This is a genomic window from Pontibacter sp. SGAir0037 (assembly GCF_005491705.1).
GTDB lineage: Bacteria > Bacteroidota > Bacteroidia > Cytophagales > Hymenobacteraceae > Pontibacter.
Map to the genome: position 1 here is coordinate 34087 of NZ_CP028092.1, position 19316 is coordinate 53402.

Here is a 19316-nt window from a genome sequence, read left to right on the forward strand (position 1 = left end):
TGGAACTGATTTTTATACATAAAGCAGGCACGGCAGCCTTTTTACCGTGCCTGCTTTTGTTTTGTAGTATCTTTTTTTACCTATATTATTTATTGTAACTTTGAACAGACTTCTTTTTATGCTATGAATATATTAGACTATATAACCTGGACTGTTGAGCCTGAGATCTTCAGTATTGGTTTTTTAACTGTTCGGTGGTATGGGTTATTTTTTGCCCTTGCTTTTGTCTTTGGTCAGATTATTATCTCCAGAATATATGTGGCTGAAGGACGTACCGAAGGTGATGTAGACGTGCTGACGCTCTATATGATTATCGGTACCGTGATAGGTGCCCGTTTAGGCCATACCCTTTTTTATGCTCCCGACTATTACCTGAGCAATCCGATTGAGATACTCAAGATATGGGAAGGCGGCCTGGCCAGCCATGGTGCTACTATTGGCATTTTGCTGGCACTCTGGTTGTTCAGCCGGAAGCAGAAATTTGATTACATGTGGGTGCTCGATCGTATTGTAATTGTAGTGGCTTTAGGCGGCACATTTATCCGTTTGGGCAACCTGATGAATTCCGAGATAATTGGCAGGCCCGCAGATTTGCCCTGGGCCTTTAAGTTTGTAAACAACCATGAAATTATAAATGGTGTAGCCGCATCTGCCGATCCGCGCCATCCCACACAGCTTTATGAAGCACTGGCAGCATTCCTGCTTTTTGTATTACTTTACTGGCTATGGAAGAAGTATAAAAGTGCCCTGCCTCGTGGTTTGCTTTTCGGAATTTTTGTAACAGTGCTGTTCACCTTCCGTTTCCTGGTAGAGTTTCTGAAGGAAAACCAGGAGAAGTTCGAAGATGAGCTTGCCTTAAACATGGGGCAGTTGCTCAGTATTCCTTTAATCCTGGTGGGCCTGTTTATTTTGTTAAAAGTATGGCAAAAGCCAAGGCCAGGTTTACCTGGAGGAAGAATAGCCGCTGTAGAAAAAAGATAATACGCATCAAAAGCAAAAGCCCGCATTGGAATACCAATGCGGGCTTTTGCTTTTGATGCGCCTGTGCCTCTGAATTAACAGCTATGGCGGGCTTAGCTTGTATTGGTACAGGCTGCCGCTCTCGCTTGTCATGATAAGCGTGTTGGCATCTATAAAGTCTACAGCTTCTGTCTGGCCTGTACCTGATAGATCTATCTCTTTATAATCGCCTTTGTAAAATGCTGCCGGATCATCTACATTGCGGAAGAGGTGTAGCTTTTCGTTACTTACAAGCGCCACTTTATCTGCTTCCGGACTTATGGAGGCACCTGTTATCTGCGTTTGTAATTTATGGCTTCCCAATAGCTTAGCCTTATAGTTTCCCGGCTGATCGGGTAGCTGGTAAATTTTGGCTGTTTCCTTACGGCCTCTGTCTTTCGAAATCAGGTACAGGCTACCATCATGCCAGAAGATAGCTTCACAATCAAAGTTCATTTCTTTTTTAGAAGGCGGATATTCTTCCTGGTCTTCATAGGTAAAACGAATGGCTTCAGCTTTTGACGGATTATTGAGACTCGTTTTATAGATTGCCAGCTCTTTCCGCTTGTTGGCGTTATTGCCCGTGTCGGCTATATACAAGTTTCCTTTATTGTCTTTGGCCAGATCTTCCCAATCTACATTCGGTACGTTCAGTTTGAACGTTTTTACAATCTTACCTTCGCTGGATAACTGGTAAAGCTGAGGCTTATTGCCGGCATCGTTATGGGTCAGAAACTGCCCCTGTTCGGGAAGTGCAACTATACCGGAGCTTTCTTTTACTTCTTCAGGAAGAGGAGCCAGGATTTCGAGGGTCTCAGAAACAGAATCGCTTGGCGGTTCCAGAAGTTTATCCTTAAAGGCAAAGAATATCAGTGCCAGAACCGATAAAAAGATAGCCGTAACTATTAATGTAAGTTTCATCTCTTCAGTATCCTGAATTTATCAACAGGAGGAATGTTATAACGTTAAGTACGTATAGCAGGTTTATAACGCATACCTCATTTGCATTTTTGAATAAAGAAAAGTAAGCAGATAAGCAGATTGTCCGGATAAAAGGCTAAGAATTATACATGAATGTTAAAAAGATAAAAGAAACCTGTTTATATGTGTCAGACCTAGACAGGTGCAAAGCTTTTTATAGTAAACAGCTGGGATTCGAATTAATTGGAGAAGTGAAAAACAGGCACGTTTTTTTCAGAGCGGGAGAATCAGTTTTACTTTGCTTTAACCCGATCGAATCCGGGAAAGGAGGAACGTTGCCCCCTCACGATGGGGCAGGGCAATTACACCTGGCATTTGAAGTAACAAAAGCTGATTACGCAGACTGGAAGCAGAAGCTCACTGCCTCAGGTATACCCATGGAGCAGGAGTTCGACTGGGGAGACGGATTTCTTTCCTTTTACTTCAGAGATCCGGATAATCACCTGCTGGAATTTGTGATGGAGGGAATGTGGGAGAGGTAGCTCGGCCAATTTCAGAACGACAAGGGCGCCATGCAGGTAGTTCTTTGTGCTTACTAGAAAACAAGCAGCTAAACAGGAAAGAAGCCTTGGGTTTGGAGCGCAAGGCGTGTGTTGGGAAAGTGTTATTTCAGGCTTTTTAGCGTTTCCGCATCTATGGCGTGCTTGCCATCAAAAGTAATTACAGTGGGCGCTATACCCAGTTGGCTTAGTACTGCCTCCTGCTGTTTCAGCGACTCCGGAGTTATAAATTCATCTTGCGTACCATACACCAGTATAGTAGAGATTGTTTGAAAAGCTTCTTTGCTGGCAGAGAAATCGATGTCTGCCGGGAAAGCACCTGCCCAAAGTATAAGCCGATGGCAAATGCCTTGCCGGGAAGAAAGCCAGCGGCAAACAGTTGCGCAGCCCTGCGAAAAACCAAGCACAGTAATGTGCACATTTTCGGGTAGTTGCCGCAAAAGCGTTTGCTGCAGCAGCGTCAGGTAAGCTTCCTGGTCTTCTATTTCAGAAATACGGTCTTCTTTCGTCATCCAGGTAGCGCCTACACGTCCGGAAAAGCCGTTCAGGTAAAACCTGGATAAAGCCTCCGGGGCTACTATCATCGTCTCCGCATCGTCTAAAATACTGAAATGCCGCAAGAAATAGCGTGCCAGCTGGCCATAGCCATGGCAAACAATCCAGAGGCGGCATATTTTTTCAGAAGGAGTACCTAAAGTATAATAGCGTGCCGTGCGTGGTACCACCAGCTGCTGTTCCTGCATGTGCTTCTAGCTGTTAATTGTGTATGAAAGTGTTGCGAACCGGGTATCAATAGCGCTGAATTAACTACTGCTAAAGATGATCTTTGGTAAACTGGAAAGGCAGCAGATCTGCCACACTACGTAAGCGGTAATATTTACCGTCTGCAGCCTGTAGCAGTACTGGTATAGCCTGTTGCTGCTTATACTCATATTCGGCCATAACCTGGCGGCAGGCCCCGCATGGCATGGCAGGCAAAAATTCCATGCTGCTTCTGCGGCGTGCTGTTACAGCGATCATCTTTATCTTTTGGTTCGGATAATTAGCGCTTAACGCAAATAAAGCCGTACGTTCCGCGCAGAGCCCCGAAGGATAGGCTGCATTTTCCTGGTTGCTGCCTTTAAACATGGTGCCGTCTTCCAGTACCAAAGCAGCACCTACTAAAAAGTTGGAATAGGGGGCGTAGGCATGATTGGCAGCCTCTTGTGCCAGCTGCATCGCCTGTTTTTCCTGTTCGCTCAGTTCTGCTGCCGAGTCGAGTACATCTATCGTAATTTGTAAGTTTAGCTCACTAGCCATTTATTCCTTCTAGGTTAAAAAATAGGAAAAGGGCTTTAAATTTAAGGGAATATTCTGATAAAACCACATATTCGTTTACCTTAAGCAAAAACCACTAATTACCGTTTCGTACTATGAAAACTATTCTGCTGCTTGGTGCCGGCCGCTCTGCCTCTGTTCTGATCAATTATCTGTTGCAGCATGCTGTGCAGGAGCAGTGGCAGGTGCGCATTGGAGATACAGTGGTTGGGCATTTACAGGAGCTTGTGAAGCATTTACCCTTTGCACAAGCCTTTGTTTTTGATGTGCAGCATGCGGCACAGCTTTCAGAAGAAACAGGCAAGGCTGACCTGGTGATATCCTTGCTTCCGGCAGCATTTCACATCGTAGTCGCACGGGAATGTGTAAAGCAGGGGAGACACCTGATAACGGCATCTTATGTAACACCGGAACTTAAAGCGTTAGAGCAGGAGGCACAGCAGAAGCAGGTAATTATATTAATGGAATGCGGCTTAGATCCGGGCATTGATCACATGTCGGCTATGGCGGTGGTACATCGTTTGCAGGCGTTGGGAGCAAAACTCTTGTCTTTTAAATCTTACACTGGCGGGTTGCTGGCACCCGAATCTGATAAAAATCCCTGGCACTATAAATTTACCTGGAACCCACGCAATGTGGTACTGGCAGGGCAGGGTACAGCAAAATACATCCGGAATGGGGCATACAAGTACATTCCGTACCATCACCTGTTTACCCGCACAGACCAGTTATTTATAGAAGATTACGGGGAGTTTGAAGGCTATGCCAACCGTGATTCCCTTAGCTACAGAGATGTGTATGGGTTGCACATGATACCGACTATGTTGCGGGGCACTTTGCGGCGGAAAGGCTTTTGTGAAGCCTGGCATGTATTTGTGCAACTTGGCCTAACCGATGATAGCTACCTGCTGGAAGGTTCCGGCTCCATGACCTACAGAAGTTATGTGGAAGCTTTCCTGCCTCCGGCTTCGGGTGCTGCACAAACCATACAGCAGCGCCTGGCGCAGTATCTGGAGATAGAAGAAGCTTCCGATATCATGCACAAGCTCGCCTGGCTGAATTTGTTTGAAGAAATTCCCGTAGCATTAGCGAGTGCCACACCTGCCCAGGTACTGGAAAAAGTCCTGAAAGAGAAGTGGACCTTAGCGCCAACCGATAAGGATATGATTGTGATGCAGCACCTGTTTGAGTATGAGTGGAAGGGGGAGCATCGGGAATTAACTGCCACGCTGGTTGTGCCCGGAGATGATACCGTGCAAACAGCGATGGCTAAAACAGTAGGCTTGCCGGTAGGTATACTGGCAAAACTGCTGCTGCAGGGCAGGGTAAAACAGCATGGCGTTGTAATCCCGGTTTCGCCGGAACTATACGAACCTGTACTGGCGGAGCTGAAGAGCTACGGGATTAACTTTAAGGAGCGTGATCGTCTAAAAGAAGTTTAAAGCCCGGACCGGATAAGTTTTGCTGCCACTTCTACGCAATTGTCCCGGCTTCAAAAGATAAGATAATAATTGCGGAGCAGCTCTGTAAAATCCGCTGTATAGGTTGTTTTGTCTTTTTCCCGAATGGCTATTTGCTTTATAGCCGGAGATGTGGCCGGTGTAGCACTGTATGTTTGAATGTGGCGGATGCATTTGCCACCAATAGAGGTATAAACAGCCAACGTTTCCTGCAGGTACAGGAGGTGATAGGTGGCTAGTTTTGCAAAATGTTCTGCTTCTGAAGGAGGTAGTAAAAGATAGAGCCTGCCAGCTGGGGCCAGGTGTTCTTGTGCAAAGGAAAGTATATCTTCAAAAAGCAGGTCACCGGTGTGTTTAGCGGTGTTTCTGGCGCTGTTGTCAGACTTGAGGGATGACAGGAAAAACGGCGGATTAGAAAGTATGACATCATACTGCTGCTGGCTATGTTGTGCATACTCCTGTAAACTGGCCGGTATAAGTTTTAAGCGATCGGGCCAGGGGCTTCCGGCAAAGTTTTCTGTGGCCTGTACCTGTGCCTCCGGGTTAATTTCTACAGCCTCTACCAAAGCCGAAGAGCGCTGGGCCGCCATAAGCGAAAGTAAACCTGTACCCGCACCAATGTCTAAAATGCGCTTTGCCTGCGCTACATCTATGTAAGCTCCGAATAAACAGGAATCGGTACATACCTTCATGGCGCAAGATTCCTGCTCCACCTTAAACTGCTTAAACTGGAAATAGCTGTTTGGCATTTCTACTTCGAGTTATACAGGCCTGACTCAAAGCCTTCGTCTATCAGTAAGTTTGGTGAAAGGGCGCTGGCCACTGCTAATTCATCGCATCGCTCGTTTTCCGGATGCCCAGCATGCCCTCGTATCCAGACGAACTTTACATGATGCTTAGGATAAATCCTGAGAAATCGGCCCCAAAGGTCGCCATTTGCTTTGCCTGCAAATCCTTTTTTCTGCCAGCCAAATACCCAGCGCTTTTCCACGGCATCAACTACATATTTGGAATCGGAGAAGATGGTTACAGGAATCCCTGGTTTTGTAATGGCCTCCAAACCCACTATCACAGCCAATAGCTCCATGCGGTTATTGGTGGTTTTACGAAATCCTGCACTCAGTTCTTTTACATGTTGCTTCCACCGCAGTATAACACCATAACCTCCCGGGCCCGGGTTTCCACGTGAAGCTCCATCTGTAAAAAGTTCGATCATGAATTTATAATTTGTGAATTTAAAGATAATACGATTTGGGAATAAGAAGATTTAAAGTTGCTGCTTCCTTTTAAGTTCATAAATGATGCGTGGGAACTATATGGGAAACTGTTTTAGGAAATAAAATCAAAAAGATGAACAGGTTTCTGCAGAACAGGTCAATTCCCTCATCTTCAAATTTCTTAATCTTACAAAGGTAGATTGCTTTTAAAAAGTTTAATGGCAATGGCCAGAAGAATGATACCGAAAACTTTGCGAAGTATGTTGGCTCCTGCTTTGCCAAGCTTACGCTCTAACCAACCGGACGCTTTCAGGACCAGGTATACAAAAACCAGGTTGATAATTATTCCTATCAATACATTGGGCAAGGCATAGGCCGCCCTGAGTGAGAGCAGGGTGGTCATGGTGCCGGCTCCCACGATAAGCGGAAAAGCCAGGGGTACTATAGAGCCGCTTTTAATATCCGGATCCGTATGAAAAAAGTCTTTGCCTAAAATCATTTCCAGGCCGATCAGGAAAATAATGATCGCACCTGCCATCGCGAATGATTGAAAATCGATGCCAAAAAGCTGCAGAATACCGTCGCCTACAAACAGGAAAACAATCATCAGAATACCTGAAACAATGGTGGCCTTCTCTGATTCTATTCTTCCTTCCCGTTTGCGCAAGTCTATGATAATAGGAATGGAGCCCAGTATATCGATCACAGCAAAAAGAATGAGTGTAACAGAAGCAATTTCCTTAAAATTGAGCATAGAGGTGTTTCTAAATCTGGTGGATGTTGTACTGCTAAAAACGATACTGGCCGTTTTTACCTACGTTGCTGCAAAGGTAGGATTTAAGCGTAATAGTGCAGGAAAAAACGCTTCAGTTCTTCGTACTCTTCGTCGAGAATAGCCGGGAAATTGGCAACCCGAACTGTATTGCGGGCCCATAAGCCATAGCCATTGCCCAGGCGGATATTATGGTGAAGCGCCCGTTTCTTTATGTCATCAATCAGCCGCTCATTGCCTTGCAGGGCAAGCACTGTTTTTGATCTCACCTCTTCGTTTTCAATTAAGAACTGGAAATCGGCAAACTGGCTAAAGAATGTATACAAATCGGCAGCTCTGTCTGTCAGCGCCTTATCGATTGTTTTTACAATGGGTCTGTCTTCGAGTATGCGCCTGATCAGGTAAATACCCAGGGTGTTGGGGGTATAGGTAGTCTGGTGGTTCAGCATTTTTTCATACATAAACACCAGGCTATTATAATGAACCCGCTCCGCAATCTGCTTGGCACGGAAAATGGCTCTTGGAGAGCAAGCCATAACAGCCAGCCCGGGAGGAAGACCGAAGCACTTCTGAACAGAGGCAAACCAGATATCGGCTTTAATCAGCTTCAGGTTGAGCCCTGCCATCGAAGAAGTGGCGTCTACCGCAATCAGTGCATTGCGGAAACGGTTCTGCAGGTTTAAAATAGTAGTTGCGGAAACCTGCGTTCCGTTGGAAGTTTCGTTCTGGGTAAAGCAGATCAGCTCTGTATCAGAACTGATCTCCAACTGCGATACAGGCATCTCCTCGTTTATGCCAAACCGGAAACCCTCTGATTTAGGACGCAGCCGTCTGGCATATTCGCACCACTTCTCACCGAAAGAGCCGTTGTAAATATGAAAGCTCTTTTCTTTGGTAAGGCTCTGGATCAGGATTTCCCAGCACTCCGTGGCAGAGGAAGCAAAGAAGATGTAATAATCCTGGGGAATGTTTAGCTTCTGCTTTAATAAACTTACTGTTTCGCGGGTGAGTTGGACAAACTGTTCTCCTCTGTGCGGCGTACCCAGGAATCCCTCGTCGTAGGCATCTACCATGTAGCTGCGCACTTCGGGATATACTTTAGAAGGGCCTGGGTAAAAATTAAGCATATTGGTTTTGAGTCTAAATATAGCTTATAGGCTATATAAATTTCAGAGTTGCTAAAGACGTATATTGAACGGCTGTTGTTACGATTTATTCGAATTAAATCCGATTGATTTTGGTTTTAGACGCTCAAAGTGCTGTAAAGCAAGGCGATAACTTTCTAAGCCAAAACCACTGATGCTGCCTGTGCAGTAAGGTGCTAACATGCTTTTGTGCCGGAAAGCTTCACGTGCAAATACATTGGAAATATGCACCTCTACTACAGGTGTTTCAATAGCCCGGATGGCATCAGAAATAGCTACCGACGTATGCGTATATGCCCCTGCATTAAACACAATGCCTTTATAATCGCTGAAGCCAACTTCATGCAGTTTGTCTATCAGAGTACCCTCTGTATTTGATTGAAAGTAAACCAGTTCCAGTGATGGGAAAGCCTCTTTCAGTTCCTCAAAATAATCTTCGAAAGAACGACTGCCATACACAGATTTTTCGCGGGTACCTAATAGGTTCAGGTTTGGTCCGTTTAAGATGAGTATCTTCATAGTTCAGCGCCCAAGGCGGGTTAAGCATATTATCCTGGCGCAAAGTTAAGGATTAACTATCTTTGTATTATCATAGTATGAAGAGTTAAATTAAAGGATTTCGATAAAGGATTTTGTGACACAAGACTTCAATCTTTGGGTGGCGAAACAGGATGGGTTGCTGTAACAGGACATTAGGTACAAAGTGCGATACAACGTGTTGAAAATCATGGTTGATTTGTGCAAGCTTCCAAAGGTGAGTAAAAAAGTTTGTGTCTTTTGTTCTTTGTCAAAGGGCCTTTTCGTCTTATGGCCAAATAAATATGAACTGGAATATCTGTATAAAGCAGTTTGAGCAATACCTGCGGCTGGAGAAATCGCTGTCGGGGAATTCTGTAGAAGCTTATCTGCGGGACATTCGTAAACTGACGGATTTCCTGGATATAAAAAAGCTGCAGGTGCAGCCAGAGCAGGTAACGCCGGCTATACTGCGGGATTTCCTGGAGTGGATCACAGAGCTGGGCATGACGGTGCATTCGCAGGCTCGGACGCTCTCAGGCATCAGGGCTTTCTATAAGTTCCTGATTATGGAGGATATGATTGCTGTAGATCCCTCTGATACCATAGAGGCCCCTAAACTGGACAGGAAGCTTCCGGATACCTTAAGCTTTTATGAGATTGATCAGCTGCTGTCTTCCATAGATTTATCTACGCCAGAGGGTACGCGCAACAGGGCCATTATTGAAACACTGTATAGCTCAGGCTTAAGGGTTTCGGAGCTGCTGGACCTGAAACTGAGCAACCTGTACGAAGACATGGGGTTTTTAAAAGTAGCAGGCAAAGGCGATAAAGAGCGGCTGGTACCAATCGGGCGTGATGCACTAAAGCACATCAGGTTATACAAAGAAGGGGTACGCTGCCACCTTAAAATTAAGAAAGGGCATGAAGATATTGTGTTCCTGAACCGCAGGGGAGCAAAGCTGACACGGGTAATGGTGTTTACAATTATCAAAGACCTGGCTGCTAAAGCCGGTATCGATAAGCAGGTAAGCCCCCATACCTTCCGCCATTCGTTTGCCACGCATCTGATTGAGGGCGGTGCCGACCTGCGTGCAGTACAGGAAATGCTGGGGCACGAGTCTATTACCACCACCGAAATCTATACGCATCTCGACAGAGATTATCTGAAGCAGGTGATAAAGGATTTCCACCCGAGAAGTTAAGTGGGAAGCATACGCGTAGCATACCTGGCAAAACATGCTTAAAACCCGAAGAAGCCTGACCACCATTTCTGTTTTTTAATTTCTAATTTATAATTTGGTGAAGAACTGCTTCCTATCTTTGCCACAAGCAAAAACAAACTGCAACTGTTGTGTATAAAAACCTGATCCGTCCGCTTCTCTTTAAACTTGATCCTGAGCAAGTACATTACCTGACAGCTGATACTTTAAAGGCGGCTTATAAACTGCCCTTAGCAAAAAGTATCTGTAGCAATATGTTTACAGTGCAGGATAAGCGGCTGGAGCGGGAGTTGTTTGGGTTAAAGTTTCCAAACCCGGTAGGTCTGGCCGCGGGTTTCGATAAAGATGCCAGGCTGATAGACGAATTTACCAGCTTTGGCTTTGGGTTTATAGAGATCGGAACGCTTACGCCTAAGCCACAGGCAGGAAACGATAAGCCCCGCTTGTTTCGCTTACCATCAGACCAGGCCATTATTAACCGGATGGGCTTTAACAACGAAGGGGTGGATGCTGCCGTAACACGCCTCCGCAACCGGAAAAGTAAGGTGATAGTGGGCGGCAATATTGGCAAGAATAAAATAACCCCTAACGAACAGGCTTTAAGCGATTACCTCTACTGCTTTAAAGCTTTATATGAAGTGGTTGATTATTTTGTGGTAAATGTTAGCTCGCCCAATACACCAGACCTGAGGGCACTACAAGAGAAAGAGCCACTGCAACAGCTGCTGCTGGCATTACAGGAACAAAACAACAGGATGCCTCAGCCAAAGCCTCTGCTCCTCAAAATAGCGCCGGATCTGAATGAGCATCAGTTAAACGATATTATCGAAATAGCCATAGAGGCTAATTTGAGCGGGCTTATTGCTACCAACACCACTATTAGTCGCGATGGTCTGCATACTCCGGCAGGGCGCGTTTCAGCAATAGGGGCAGGTGGTTTAAGTGGTAAGCCTTTAACAAAGCATTCTACAGAAATCATCCGGTACCTGCGCCAGCACTTACCGCCACAAATCAAAATTATAGGGGTAGGTGGCATTATGTCTGCTGCCGATGCCCTGGAAAAACTGGATGCCGGAGCCGACCTGGTACAGCTATATACCGGCTTTATCTACGAAGGCCCCGGCCTGATCAGCCAGATAAACAGAAAGCTGCTGGATAGGGTGAAGTAAAAAAACTGCGATACGCGTAGCACGACACAAGTAGCACGACTAATGATTTTAAAATGATGGTGGTTACGATCTCTGCTACAAGTATAAGCTTCTTCTTCAAATCGTGCTACGTGATGCGTGTGTCGTGCTACATAGCACCACCGCGTCAATTTATTCCCACTTTCACTAAAATGCCTCTACTAAGCTGCCTGCTTTCTGACAAAAAAATGTAAATTTGAAATCCTAACTAGTCGAGGGTATGGCAAAGAACACTTACAGAAACGATACGCTGCAATCAGGGCGGGCTAAGAACGAAGTACGAGGACGGAACGAGCCTAGGAAAGCAAATGCACCAATCGGTGATAAGGTAAAGAAGGAGAAGAAAAGTTGGTCTTTTAAATTGCCAAAATTTTCTTTTCCGTCCCTTCGCATAGGTTTTTTACACGACAGGCGCTTTAAGCTTTTTATAGGATTTAGTTTTCTGCTGCTTTCGTTTTTCTTAACCATTGCCTTCGTGTCTTACCTCTTTACAGGGCAGTCAGATCAGAGTGTGGTAGAATCCATCAACACTGCCGGCATTAAAGAATCGGGGCAGGAAACGGAGAACTGGCTCGGGCTTACCGGCGCCTGGATCTCCCACTATTTTATTTTCGATTTACTCGGCTTAGGAGCTTTCTTCCTGTTGCCCATCATCTTCTTTGCCGGTACCCGCATTGTTTTTAAGCGTGTAACAATATCGCTTTCGTATGTTCTGGGCTTCTGCAGTTTTTCTATGCTGTGGCTGAGCCTTACGTTGGGTTACATCGTGTTTGTGACCAATACAGTAGATATGCTGGGTTACCTGGGCGGCGGAATCGGCATCGAGACAGCAATATGGCTTAATAGCCTCATAGGTTGGGGAACCGGGCTCTTCCTGGCGTTCCTGATGGTTCTTTTCCTGGTGTTCTTCTTTAATATTACGACACTAAGCTTCGGTAAAGTCATACTGGATACGCCAGACAATGAAAGAGCATTTGAAAAGAACAGTGCCTCTTCTATAAGTGATGTGCTGCACAATGCTAACAGAGGCATCAACCATACCGCAGACCCTACTGCTTCGCTGGAAGCTGAAGACGAAGAGGAGGAAGTGGATGAGCTTTTTGAGGAGGATGAAGCCATTAACCGTGCCCTGGAAATGGAGCTGAGTGCTCTGAAACCTGAGAAGCCGGAGCCGCCAAAGCCTGCTGCAGTGCCACTTACCTTAGAACTGGATGTAGAGGGCTTAGTGGAAGAAGACGAAATTGCAGAGGAAGAGGAAGAGATAGTGGAAGAGGAGGAAGAAACGCTGGACCTGCAGATACAGAAGGTGCCGGAAGAGGAAGAGGCCGATGTAATTTCCGGAGAGAATTACGATCCTACCCTGGACCTGGCCCGCTATCAGTATCCTACCATCGACCTGCTGACCGACTACGGCGTGAATAAGATTCAGGTAACGAAAGAGGAACTGGAGGCGAACAAAGTTAAGATTGTAGAAACCCTCGGGCACTATAACATTGGTATTGCTAAAATATCCGCCACCATTGGGCCAACAGTTACGCTCTACGAAATTGTGCCGGATGCCGGGGTGCGTATCTCCAAAATCAAAAACCTGGAAGATGATATTGCCCTTAGCCTGGCGGCTTTGGGGATACGTATTATTGCCCCGATTCCGGGCAAAGGTACGATAGGTATTGAGGTGCCGAACACGAAGAAGGAGATGGTATCGATCAAGTCGATCCTGTCTACAGAGAAATTCATGAAAAGCGAGATGGACCTGCCGATAGCTTTCGGTAAAACCATCACCAATGAAGTATTTATCACTGATTTGGCTAAGATGCCTCACTTGCTCATGGCAGGTGCAACCGGTCAGGGTAAGTCAGTTGGTCTGAATGCTATTCTTACATCGTTGCTGTACAAACGGCACCCTTCGCAGCTCAAGTTTGTGCTCGTCGATCCTAAAAAGGTGGAGCTTTCACTGTTTAATAAAATAGAGCGTCATTTCCTGGCAAAGCTGCCGGATAGCGAAGAAGCTATTATAACTGATACAAAGAAAGTTGTAAATACCCTGAACTCGCTTTGTATGGAGATGGACATGCGGTATGACCTTTTAAAGGATGCCGGATGCCGCAACCTGAAAGAATATAACCGCAAGTTTGTGGAGCGAAAGCTGAATCCGAAGAAAGGACACCGGTTTATGCCATTTATTGTGCTCGTAATTGACGAGTTGGCAGACTTGATGATGACAGCCGGTAAAGAGGTGGAAACGCCGATTGCCCGACTGGCACAGCTGGCCCGTGCCATTGGTATACACCTGGTGGTGGCTACGCAGCGCCCTTCTGTAAACGTCATCACTGGTATTATCAAGGCAAACTTTCCGGCCCGTATTTCCTTTAAAGTAACTTCAAAAATAGACTCCCGCACCATTCTGGATGCAGGTGGCGCAGATCAGCTGATCGGGCAGGGGGATATGCTCTTTTCTATCGGATCGGATATTGTGCGTATTCAGTGTGCTTTTGTGGATACGCCTGAGGTTGACCGCATTTGTGATTTTATTGGGGAACAGCAGGGGTATAACGATGCTTACCTGTTGCCTGAGTTTGTGGGCGACGAAAGCGGTGCCGAGAAAACAGATTTTGATCCGTCTTCGCGTGATCCGTTGTTTGAGGAAGCGGCACGTATTATTGTACAGCATCAGCAGGGTAGTACATCTTTGCTCCAGCGCCGACTGAAGCTGGGCTATAACAGGGCTGGTCGCCTGATCGACCAGCTAGAAGCTGCCAGTATAGTAGGCCCGTTCGAAGGAAGCAAAGCCCGTGAAGTTTTAATCCGGGACGAATACAGTTTGGAACAGTTATTGAATACAATGCAGTAGAAGACAATTTTTACACAACAAATATGAAAAAGTTATTCTCCTTCCTGCTGCTTGCTTTTATGGTAGTGAACTTGGCACATGCTCAGCAAGACCCGCAGGCCCTGAAGATCCTGAACCAGATGAGCCAGAAATACAAATCCATGAATGCCTTTAAGGCTACTTTTACGCAAACGCTGGAGAACCCTTCGGCTAAGGTAAAGGAAACCATGCAGGGCGATATTCTGGTGAGTGGCCCTAAATACCGTCTGGCAGTAAGTGGCCAGGAAATTATAAACGATGGCAAACTGATGTGGACCTACCTGAAGGACGTGAACGAAGTAACCATTACCGAAAACGATGCAGAGGCTGAATCTATGTCGCCAAGCAAGATTTTTGACATGTATAAAAAAGGGTATAAATATGCCCTGGCAGGTACCGAAAAGCAAGGCGCAGAAACGGTTGATGTAATTGAACTGGCGCCAGAAGACAGAAGCAACCCTATATTTAAAGTGCGTCTGTATATCAGCCAGAAAGATAAGACCCTGAAAAGCTGGCAAATGTTCCGTAACAATGGTAACCGCTATACTTACAGCATCAATAACTTTGTGGCCAACCCCACCCTGGCATCAGATACTTTCAGCTTTAACAAAGCCAAGTACAAAGGTGTAAGTGTGGTAGACCTGAGGTAAACCTAACCCTTTTAATCCGGAAGAGGCTGCTTTCCAGTGTGGGAGCAGCCTCTTTTGTTTTGTGGTTGTAGCGAATGGTGCAGCATATGGACTACAGCCTCAGGCCAGCTTCACGATAAAATCAGTTTTTGCCCCATCGTTTAATCTTTTACTTTTGCAGAAACCTTTCCTTCTAAAGCCGCATGACAAGAGAACAGCTGTTTGAGCAAATCCTGAAAAAGAAATCTTACCTCTGTGTTGGCCTGGATACAGATCCGAAGAAACTACCGCAGCACCTGCTGGATACCAAAGATCCTGTATTTGAGTTCAACCGCCAGATAATTGAAGCTACAGCTGATCTTTGCGTTGCCTATAAACCCAACATCGCTTTTTATGAAGCACAGGGGCCGAAAGGTTGGGTGAGCCTGGAGAAGACACTGCAGTGTATTCCGGAGGAGATTTTTACCATAGCAGATGCTAAACGTGGCGATATCGGTAACACATCAGAATTGTATGCACGTGCCTTTTTCGAAACCATGCATTTCGATTCAGTAACGGTGGCTCCTTATATGGGAGCAGACTCTGTAAAGCCTTTCCTGGTGCAGGGAGGGAAGTGGGTAATATTGCTCGCCTTAACTTCTAATACAGGCAGCCAGGATTTCCAGATGCTGAAGCTGTCCGATGGAAACGAAGAATACCTTTTTGAGCAAGTGCTCCGCGAAAGTGCTTCCTGGGCAACTGCCGGCCAGATGATGTATGTAGTAGGTGCCACCCAGGCGGAATACGTGCAGCGGGTACGTAACCTGGTGCCTGACCATTTCCTGCTGGTACCGGGAGTAGGGGCGCAGGGTGGTAGCCTGGAAGAAATATCCAGGTTGGGTATGAACCAGCAATGCGGGCTGTTGGTAAACTCTTCCCGTGCTATTATTTATGCCTCTTCCGGCACAGACTTCGCTGAAAAGGCACGTGAAGCGGCCTTGCAGGTGCAGCAGGAAATGGAGCAGTACCTGGAACAGTATGTGCAGCATTTGTCTTAGTATCTATAAAAAATAAGTTGTGGTGCCCATAGCTCGGACTGAACTATGGGCACTGCTATTACTAGTTTTCAGGAGCTTTCGGAACTAAATTTTCACTTCTGCTGCTTTTGCCGTATCATTCATTCTGCATTGGCTATAAAGGCTTTTATGAGAGAAGCATTTCTACACTACATCTGGCAGCATCAGTATTTCGATAAATCAAACCTGGAAACGGCAGAGGGCGAACCAATACAGGTATTGCGGACAGGCTTTTACCACAGCGATGCCGGCCCGGATTTTAAAGAGGCACTTATCAGGATAGGAGAAGTAGAGTGGTCGGGGAGTGTAGAAATACATATCAGAGCCTCTGACTGGCAGCGGCACCGGCACCAAACAGATGAGAAGTATAACCAGGTGGTGCTGCATGTGGTGTGGGAGGCTGATGAGGCTGTGTTGCGTACCGATAATACTTCCATTCCGACGCTGGAGCTCAAGAACCGGATAGCGCCGGCTATGCTGCAGAAGTATGAAACACTGCAGCTGGCAGGTGGTGCTATACCCTGCGCCAGCTTCTGGCCTACTGTGCCCGATATTACTAAAACCATGATGATGGAGCGGGCCTTAACAGAGCGGCTGGAACTGAAAGGGGCGGAGGTAACAGCGATGTACCGCAACAATGGCAATGACTGGGAGCTGACGGCTTACCAGTTGTTGTGCAAGGGCTTTGGTTTTAAGCTAAACCAGGAGCCTTTCGAACGGCTGGCAAAAGCATTGCCCTGGCAGGTAGTGCGGCGGCATCAGCAACAAGGTATGCAGGTAGAGGCGCTGCTGTTTGGGCAGGCAGGCTTTCTGAACGAAGTAAAAGATGAGTACAGTCAGCAGCAGGTAAGGGAATTCAGCTTTCTGAGCTACAAGTATAGTTTAAAAGCACAGGTGATGCAGCGGCATCACTGGAACTTTCTGCGAATGCGACCGGCAAATTTTCCGACTGTCAGGCTGTCTCAGTTAGCAGCTGTGCTGGCGAGCCACCAGCATCTGTTTGCCAGATTAATGGAAACATCAGATGTGAAAACGTATGAAGCCCTGTTCAGAGTGCCGGTTTCTGCGTATTGGCAGGAGCATTACGATATAGGCAAATCGTCTAAAGCTGTGCAGGAAGCTATAGGTAAAAGCAGTGCCCAAAACCTGATTATCAATGTGGTGGTGCCTCTATTAGCTGGTTATGCGCACTATAGCCAGGAACGAACATACCTCGAGAAAGCGGTTGCCCTGCTGGAAAAGCTAAAGGAGGATTCTAACAGAACTACCCGCCTGTACGAGGAACTTGGCTGGAAAGCCAGAACGGCTGCTGATAACCAGGCTGCATTAGCTCTGTATAAACACTATTGTGCTCCGGTTAACTGCCTGCAATGTGCTGTCGGAAACAAAATCATCAAACAAAATAACCTTTCAGTGCTGTGATGCTGCTGGTATATGTGCTACATATGGCAGTGCTGGCGGGGCTGGGCTGGCTTTTATACAGGCAGGACTGGGTAAAGCAAATTAAAGCTTACTATGTGCCGGCACTACTCTTAAAACTGTTTTGTGGCGTCTGTTTAGGCTTGCTGTATTTCTACTACTATGGCGCAGGCGATACCATTACCTACCAGCAGGAGTCGCTTAAGTTAACAGCTTATGCAATTGAAAATTTTACGGCTTACCTGCGCCTGCTTGTTTTCAACGAGTTCGAGAGCGAAAGCTTCCGGGCTTCTATATTGTTTACCAGGAACCCGGGCTTTTCCAATTCTTTTTTTATGCTGAAAATTATCAGCGCCCTCAACCTGCTTACGGGCAGTTCTTATTACCTCAACTCCTGCTACTTTTCACTTTTCAGTTTCTGGGGTTCGGCCAAGCTTGCCGCTGTGTTAAGTACTATTTTCCCCAACCATAGAAAAGCCGCAGTGCTTGCCCTTTTGTTTTTTCCGTCTGTGGTGTTCTGGGGCTCCGGCTTGCTGAAAGATGCTGTCCTGATGGGAAGTATGATGTGGGTGGTTGCCTTTGCGCTTCAGGTAGCGCATGAGAAGAAGCTGCAGTTAAGTTCGGTTATACTGTTCCTGCCGATGCTGTATACCTATGTCCGGATAAAGGTTTTTTTATCGGCTCCGCTCCTGGCTGTCTTATTTGTGTATACGATTGTTACCTTACTGGCTGGCAGGTATCAGTTGCTGCGTAAGCTGAAAGTACAAGTGCTGGTTATAGTAGGTTTTATAGCAATCGCGGGAGTAACCGCCATGCAGTTGATCGGTATTTTTAATCCTGATTTTATCTTCCGCCAGATTATTGTCACTTATAATGTGCTGCTGGCTAATTCGCAGCAGGTGCCACACATAGAATACCCCTACCTGGAGCCGACCTGGCAAAGTATGGCTTTTTATGCTCCACAAGCTTTCTTTAATGCCGTATACAGGCCTTTTGCCGGTGAGGCTTTGCAGCCGCTGTACCTGGCTGTAGGGCTGGAAAACCTGCTCCTGCTTGTATTGTCCGGAACAGCCTTGGGAGCTTTTGTAAAACACAGGGCAAAGCACCTTACTCTGTTCCATGTTTGCCTGATATTCTATATTGTTGTAACTGCTGTCATGATAGGGCTTACAACGCCTAATTTTGGTTCTCTTAGCCGGTACCGCATTGCCTTTCTACCATTTCTGGCTTACCTGCTGCTCCGGAACGTATATGTACAGGCTTTTCTGAAAAAGCTGAAATTACCTTAAAAGAGGCTTGCTTTTAATCTACCCAGCTTATTTGTACCTTTGCATTTTATTTAAGAAAGCTATGCAAAATCCTGTCATAATACTTGGTGCCGATAAATTGGGCACCGCAGCACTCGATATCTTTAACAGTAACAGTGTAGTGGTTTACTGCTTCCTCGACGATAGCAAGAATTTGCAGGAGCAGGAAATTAACAATGTGTCGGTGATGAGCAACACAGAAGACGGCGAATTTCTGAAGCTGATCGGCAAGAAGTGCGATGTATTTGTGGCGGTGGAAGATTCTGCCGCACGCAAAGGCCTTATTAAAATGCTGAAGGAGGAGTATAAAGTGGTGCCGGTAAATGCCATTCACCGCTTCAGTTCTGTATCGGAACATGCCTGGCTGGGCCACGGCAACATGATTGCTGCCGGTGCCGTGGTAAACAATAATAGCAAGATCGGTAACTATACCCTGATCCAGTCCGGGGCTGTTGTTGATACAAAGGCCGAGATCGGCGACTATGTGCAGGTTGGGGCAGGTGCCATTGTAAACTCAGAAGTGGTAGTGGAAGAAGGAGCTTTTATCGGTACTGGTGCAGTAATTGTAGCGGGCGTTAAGATAGGTAAAAATGCCCGTGTAGGTGCTGGTTCTGTGGTAGTAGCCGACGTGCCGGCCAAAGCAACCGTATTCGGTAACCCGGCAGCTCCTGTAAAATAAACTTTTGTCGGCTACAGGCTGTTAAAAACAGAACTGATAAA

At 46.3% G+C, this 19316-nt stretch carries 19 protein-coding genes; 11 read left to right on the plus strand and 8 right to left on the minus strand.

The features are described 5' to 3' along the window. Positions 1-123 precede the first annotated feature (123 nt). The gene (gene lgt / locus C1N53_RS00150; protein WP_137757404.1) at positions 124-981 is read left to right on the plus strand and encodes a prolipoprotein diacylglyceryl transferase; all 858 of its coding nucleotides are present in this window, start codon (positions 124-126) and stop codon (positions 979-981) included. 81 nt (positions 982-1062) lie between these two features. Here lgt and C1N53_RS00155 read toward each other — a convergent pair whose 3' ends face one another. Then, the gene (locus C1N53_RS00155; protein ID WP_137757405.1) at positions 1063-1920 is read right to left on the minus strand and encodes a hypothetical protein; all 858 of its coding nucleotides are present in this window, start codon (positions 1918-1920) and stop codon (positions 1063-1065) included. A 149-nt stretch (positions 1921-2069) separates the two neighbouring features. On the opposite strand from C1N53_RS00155, the gene C1N53_RS00160 reads away from it, so the two are divergent. Beyond that, a complete protein-coding gene (locus C1N53_RS00160; protein WP_137757406.1) occupies positions 2070-2462 on the plus strand; it encodes a VOC family protein in 393 nt (130 codons plus the stop codon). Positions 2463-2584: 122 nt separating this feature from the next. On the opposite strand, the gene C1N53_RS00165 is transcribed toward C1N53_RS00160, so the two are convergent. Then, positions 2585-3223 (minus strand): alpha/beta hydrolase, encoded by a 639-nt coding sequence (locus C1N53_RS00165; protein WP_137757407.1) that lies wholly within the window; start codon positions 3221-3223, stop codon positions 2585-2587. Between the two features lie 70 nt (positions 3224-3293). Then, positions 3294-3779, minus strand: coding sequence for a cytidine deaminase (gene cdd / locus C1N53_RS00170; RefSeq protein WP_137757408.1), 486 nt, complete (start codon positions 3777-3779; stop codon positions 3294-3296). A gap of 113 nt (positions 3780-3892) precedes the next feature. Between cdd and C1N53_RS00175 the strand changes: the two genes are divergently transcribed. Next, on the plus strand, positions 3893-5239 hold the full coding sequence (locus C1N53_RS00175; protein ID WP_137757409.1) for a saccharopine dehydrogenase C-terminal domain-containing protein: 1347 nt from the start codon (positions 3893-3895) through the stop codon (positions 5237-5239). A 50-nt stretch (positions 5240-5289) separates the two neighbouring features. Here C1N53_RS00175 and C1N53_RS00180 read toward each other — a convergent pair whose 3' ends face one another. The 5 genes from C1N53_RS00180 to aroQ all read right to left on the minus strand — a co-directional run bounded on the left by C1N53_RS00180 (position 5290) and on the right by aroQ (position 8910). Next, on the minus strand, positions 5290-6006 hold the full coding sequence (locus C1N53_RS00180) for a tRNA1(Val) (adenine(37)-N6)-methyltransferase (protein ID WP_137757410.1): 717 nt from the start codon (positions 6004-6006) through the stop codon (positions 5290-5292). 2 nt (positions 6007-6008) lie between these two features. Further along, positions 6009-6473 carry a ribonuclease HI gene (gene rnhA, locus C1N53_RS00185; protein WP_137757411.1) on the minus strand — a complete coding sequence of 155 codons (465 nt, stop codon included), beginning with the start codon at positions 6471-6473 and terminating at the stop codon, positions 6009-6011. Between the two features lie 188 nt (positions 6474-6661). Next, positions 6662-7228 (minus strand): MarC family protein, encoded by a 567-nt coding sequence (locus C1N53_RS00190; RefSeq protein WP_137757412.1) that lies wholly within the window; start codon positions 7226-7228, stop codon positions 6662-6664. 83 nt (positions 7229-7311) lie between these two features. Next, positions 7312-8373 (minus strand): aminotransferase class V-fold PLP-dependent enzyme, encoded by a 1062-nt coding sequence (locus C1N53_RS00195; RefSeq protein WP_137757413.1) that lies wholly within the window; start codon positions 8371-8373, stop codon positions 7312-7314. Positions 8374-8451: 78 nt separating this feature from the next. Next, entirely contained in the window at positions 8452-8910 is a 459-nt protein-coding gene (aroQ, locus tag C1N53_RS00200) for a type II 3-dehydroquinate dehydratase (RefSeq protein ID WP_137757414.1), read from the minus strand. 302 nt (positions 8911-9212) lie between these two features. Between aroQ and xerD the strand changes: the two genes are divergently transcribed. The 8 genes from xerD (at position 9213) to C1N53_RS00240 (ending at position 19275) form a co-directional block, all read left to right on the plus strand. Further along, positions 9213-10112 carry a site-specific tyrosine recombinase XerD gene (gene xerD, locus C1N53_RS00205; protein ID WP_137757415.1) on the plus strand — a complete coding sequence of 300 codons (900 nt, stop codon included), beginning with the start codon at positions 9213-9215 and terminating at the stop codon, positions 10110-10112. A gap of 149 nt (positions 10113-10261) precedes the next feature. Beyond that, on the plus strand, positions 10262-11299 hold the full coding sequence (locus tag C1N53_RS00210; RefSeq protein ID WP_137757416.1) for a quinone-dependent dihydroorotate dehydrogenase: 1038 nt from the start codon (positions 10262-10264) through the stop codon (positions 11297-11299). Positions 11300-11537: 238 nt separating this feature from the next. Beyond that, positions 11538-14168, plus strand: coding sequence for a DNA translocase FtsK (locus C1N53_RS00215; protein ID WP_137757417.1), 2631 nt, complete (start codon positions 11538-11540; stop codon positions 14166-14168). Between the two features lie 23 nt (positions 14169-14191). Continuing rightward, entirely contained in the window at positions 14192-14836 is a 645-nt protein-coding gene (locus C1N53_RS00220; protein WP_137757418.1) for an outer membrane lipoprotein carrier protein LolA, read from the plus strand. Between the two features lie 182 nt (positions 14837-15018). Beyond that, positions 15019-15852: an orotidine-5'-phosphate decarboxylase gene (gene pyrF, locus C1N53_RS00225; RefSeq protein ID WP_137757419.1), complete on the plus strand. Its 834-nt coding sequence runs from the start codon at positions 15019-15021 to the stop codon at positions 15850-15852. Positions 15853-15999: 147 nt separating this feature from the next. Then, the gene (locus C1N53_RS00230; RefSeq protein ID WP_168193923.1) at positions 16000-17292 is read left to right on the plus strand and encodes a DUF2851 family protein; all 1293 of its coding nucleotides are present in this window, start codon (positions 16000-16002) and stop codon (positions 17290-17292) included. Continuing rightward, on the plus strand, positions 17289-18578 hold the full coding sequence (locus tag C1N53_RS00235; RefSeq protein WP_137757421.1) for a hypothetical protein: 1290 nt from the start codon (positions 17289-17291) through the stop codon (positions 18576-18578). The genes C1N53_RS00230 and C1N53_RS00235 overlap by 4 nt, the downstream gene beginning before the upstream one ends. A gap of 61 nt (positions 18579-18639) precedes the next feature. Next, positions 18640-19275: a NeuD/PglB/VioB family sugar acetyltransferase gene (locus C1N53_RS00240; protein WP_137757422.1), complete on the plus strand. Its 636-nt coding sequence runs from the start codon at positions 18640-18642 to the stop codon at positions 19273-19275. Positions 19276-19316 lie beyond the last annotated feature (41 nt).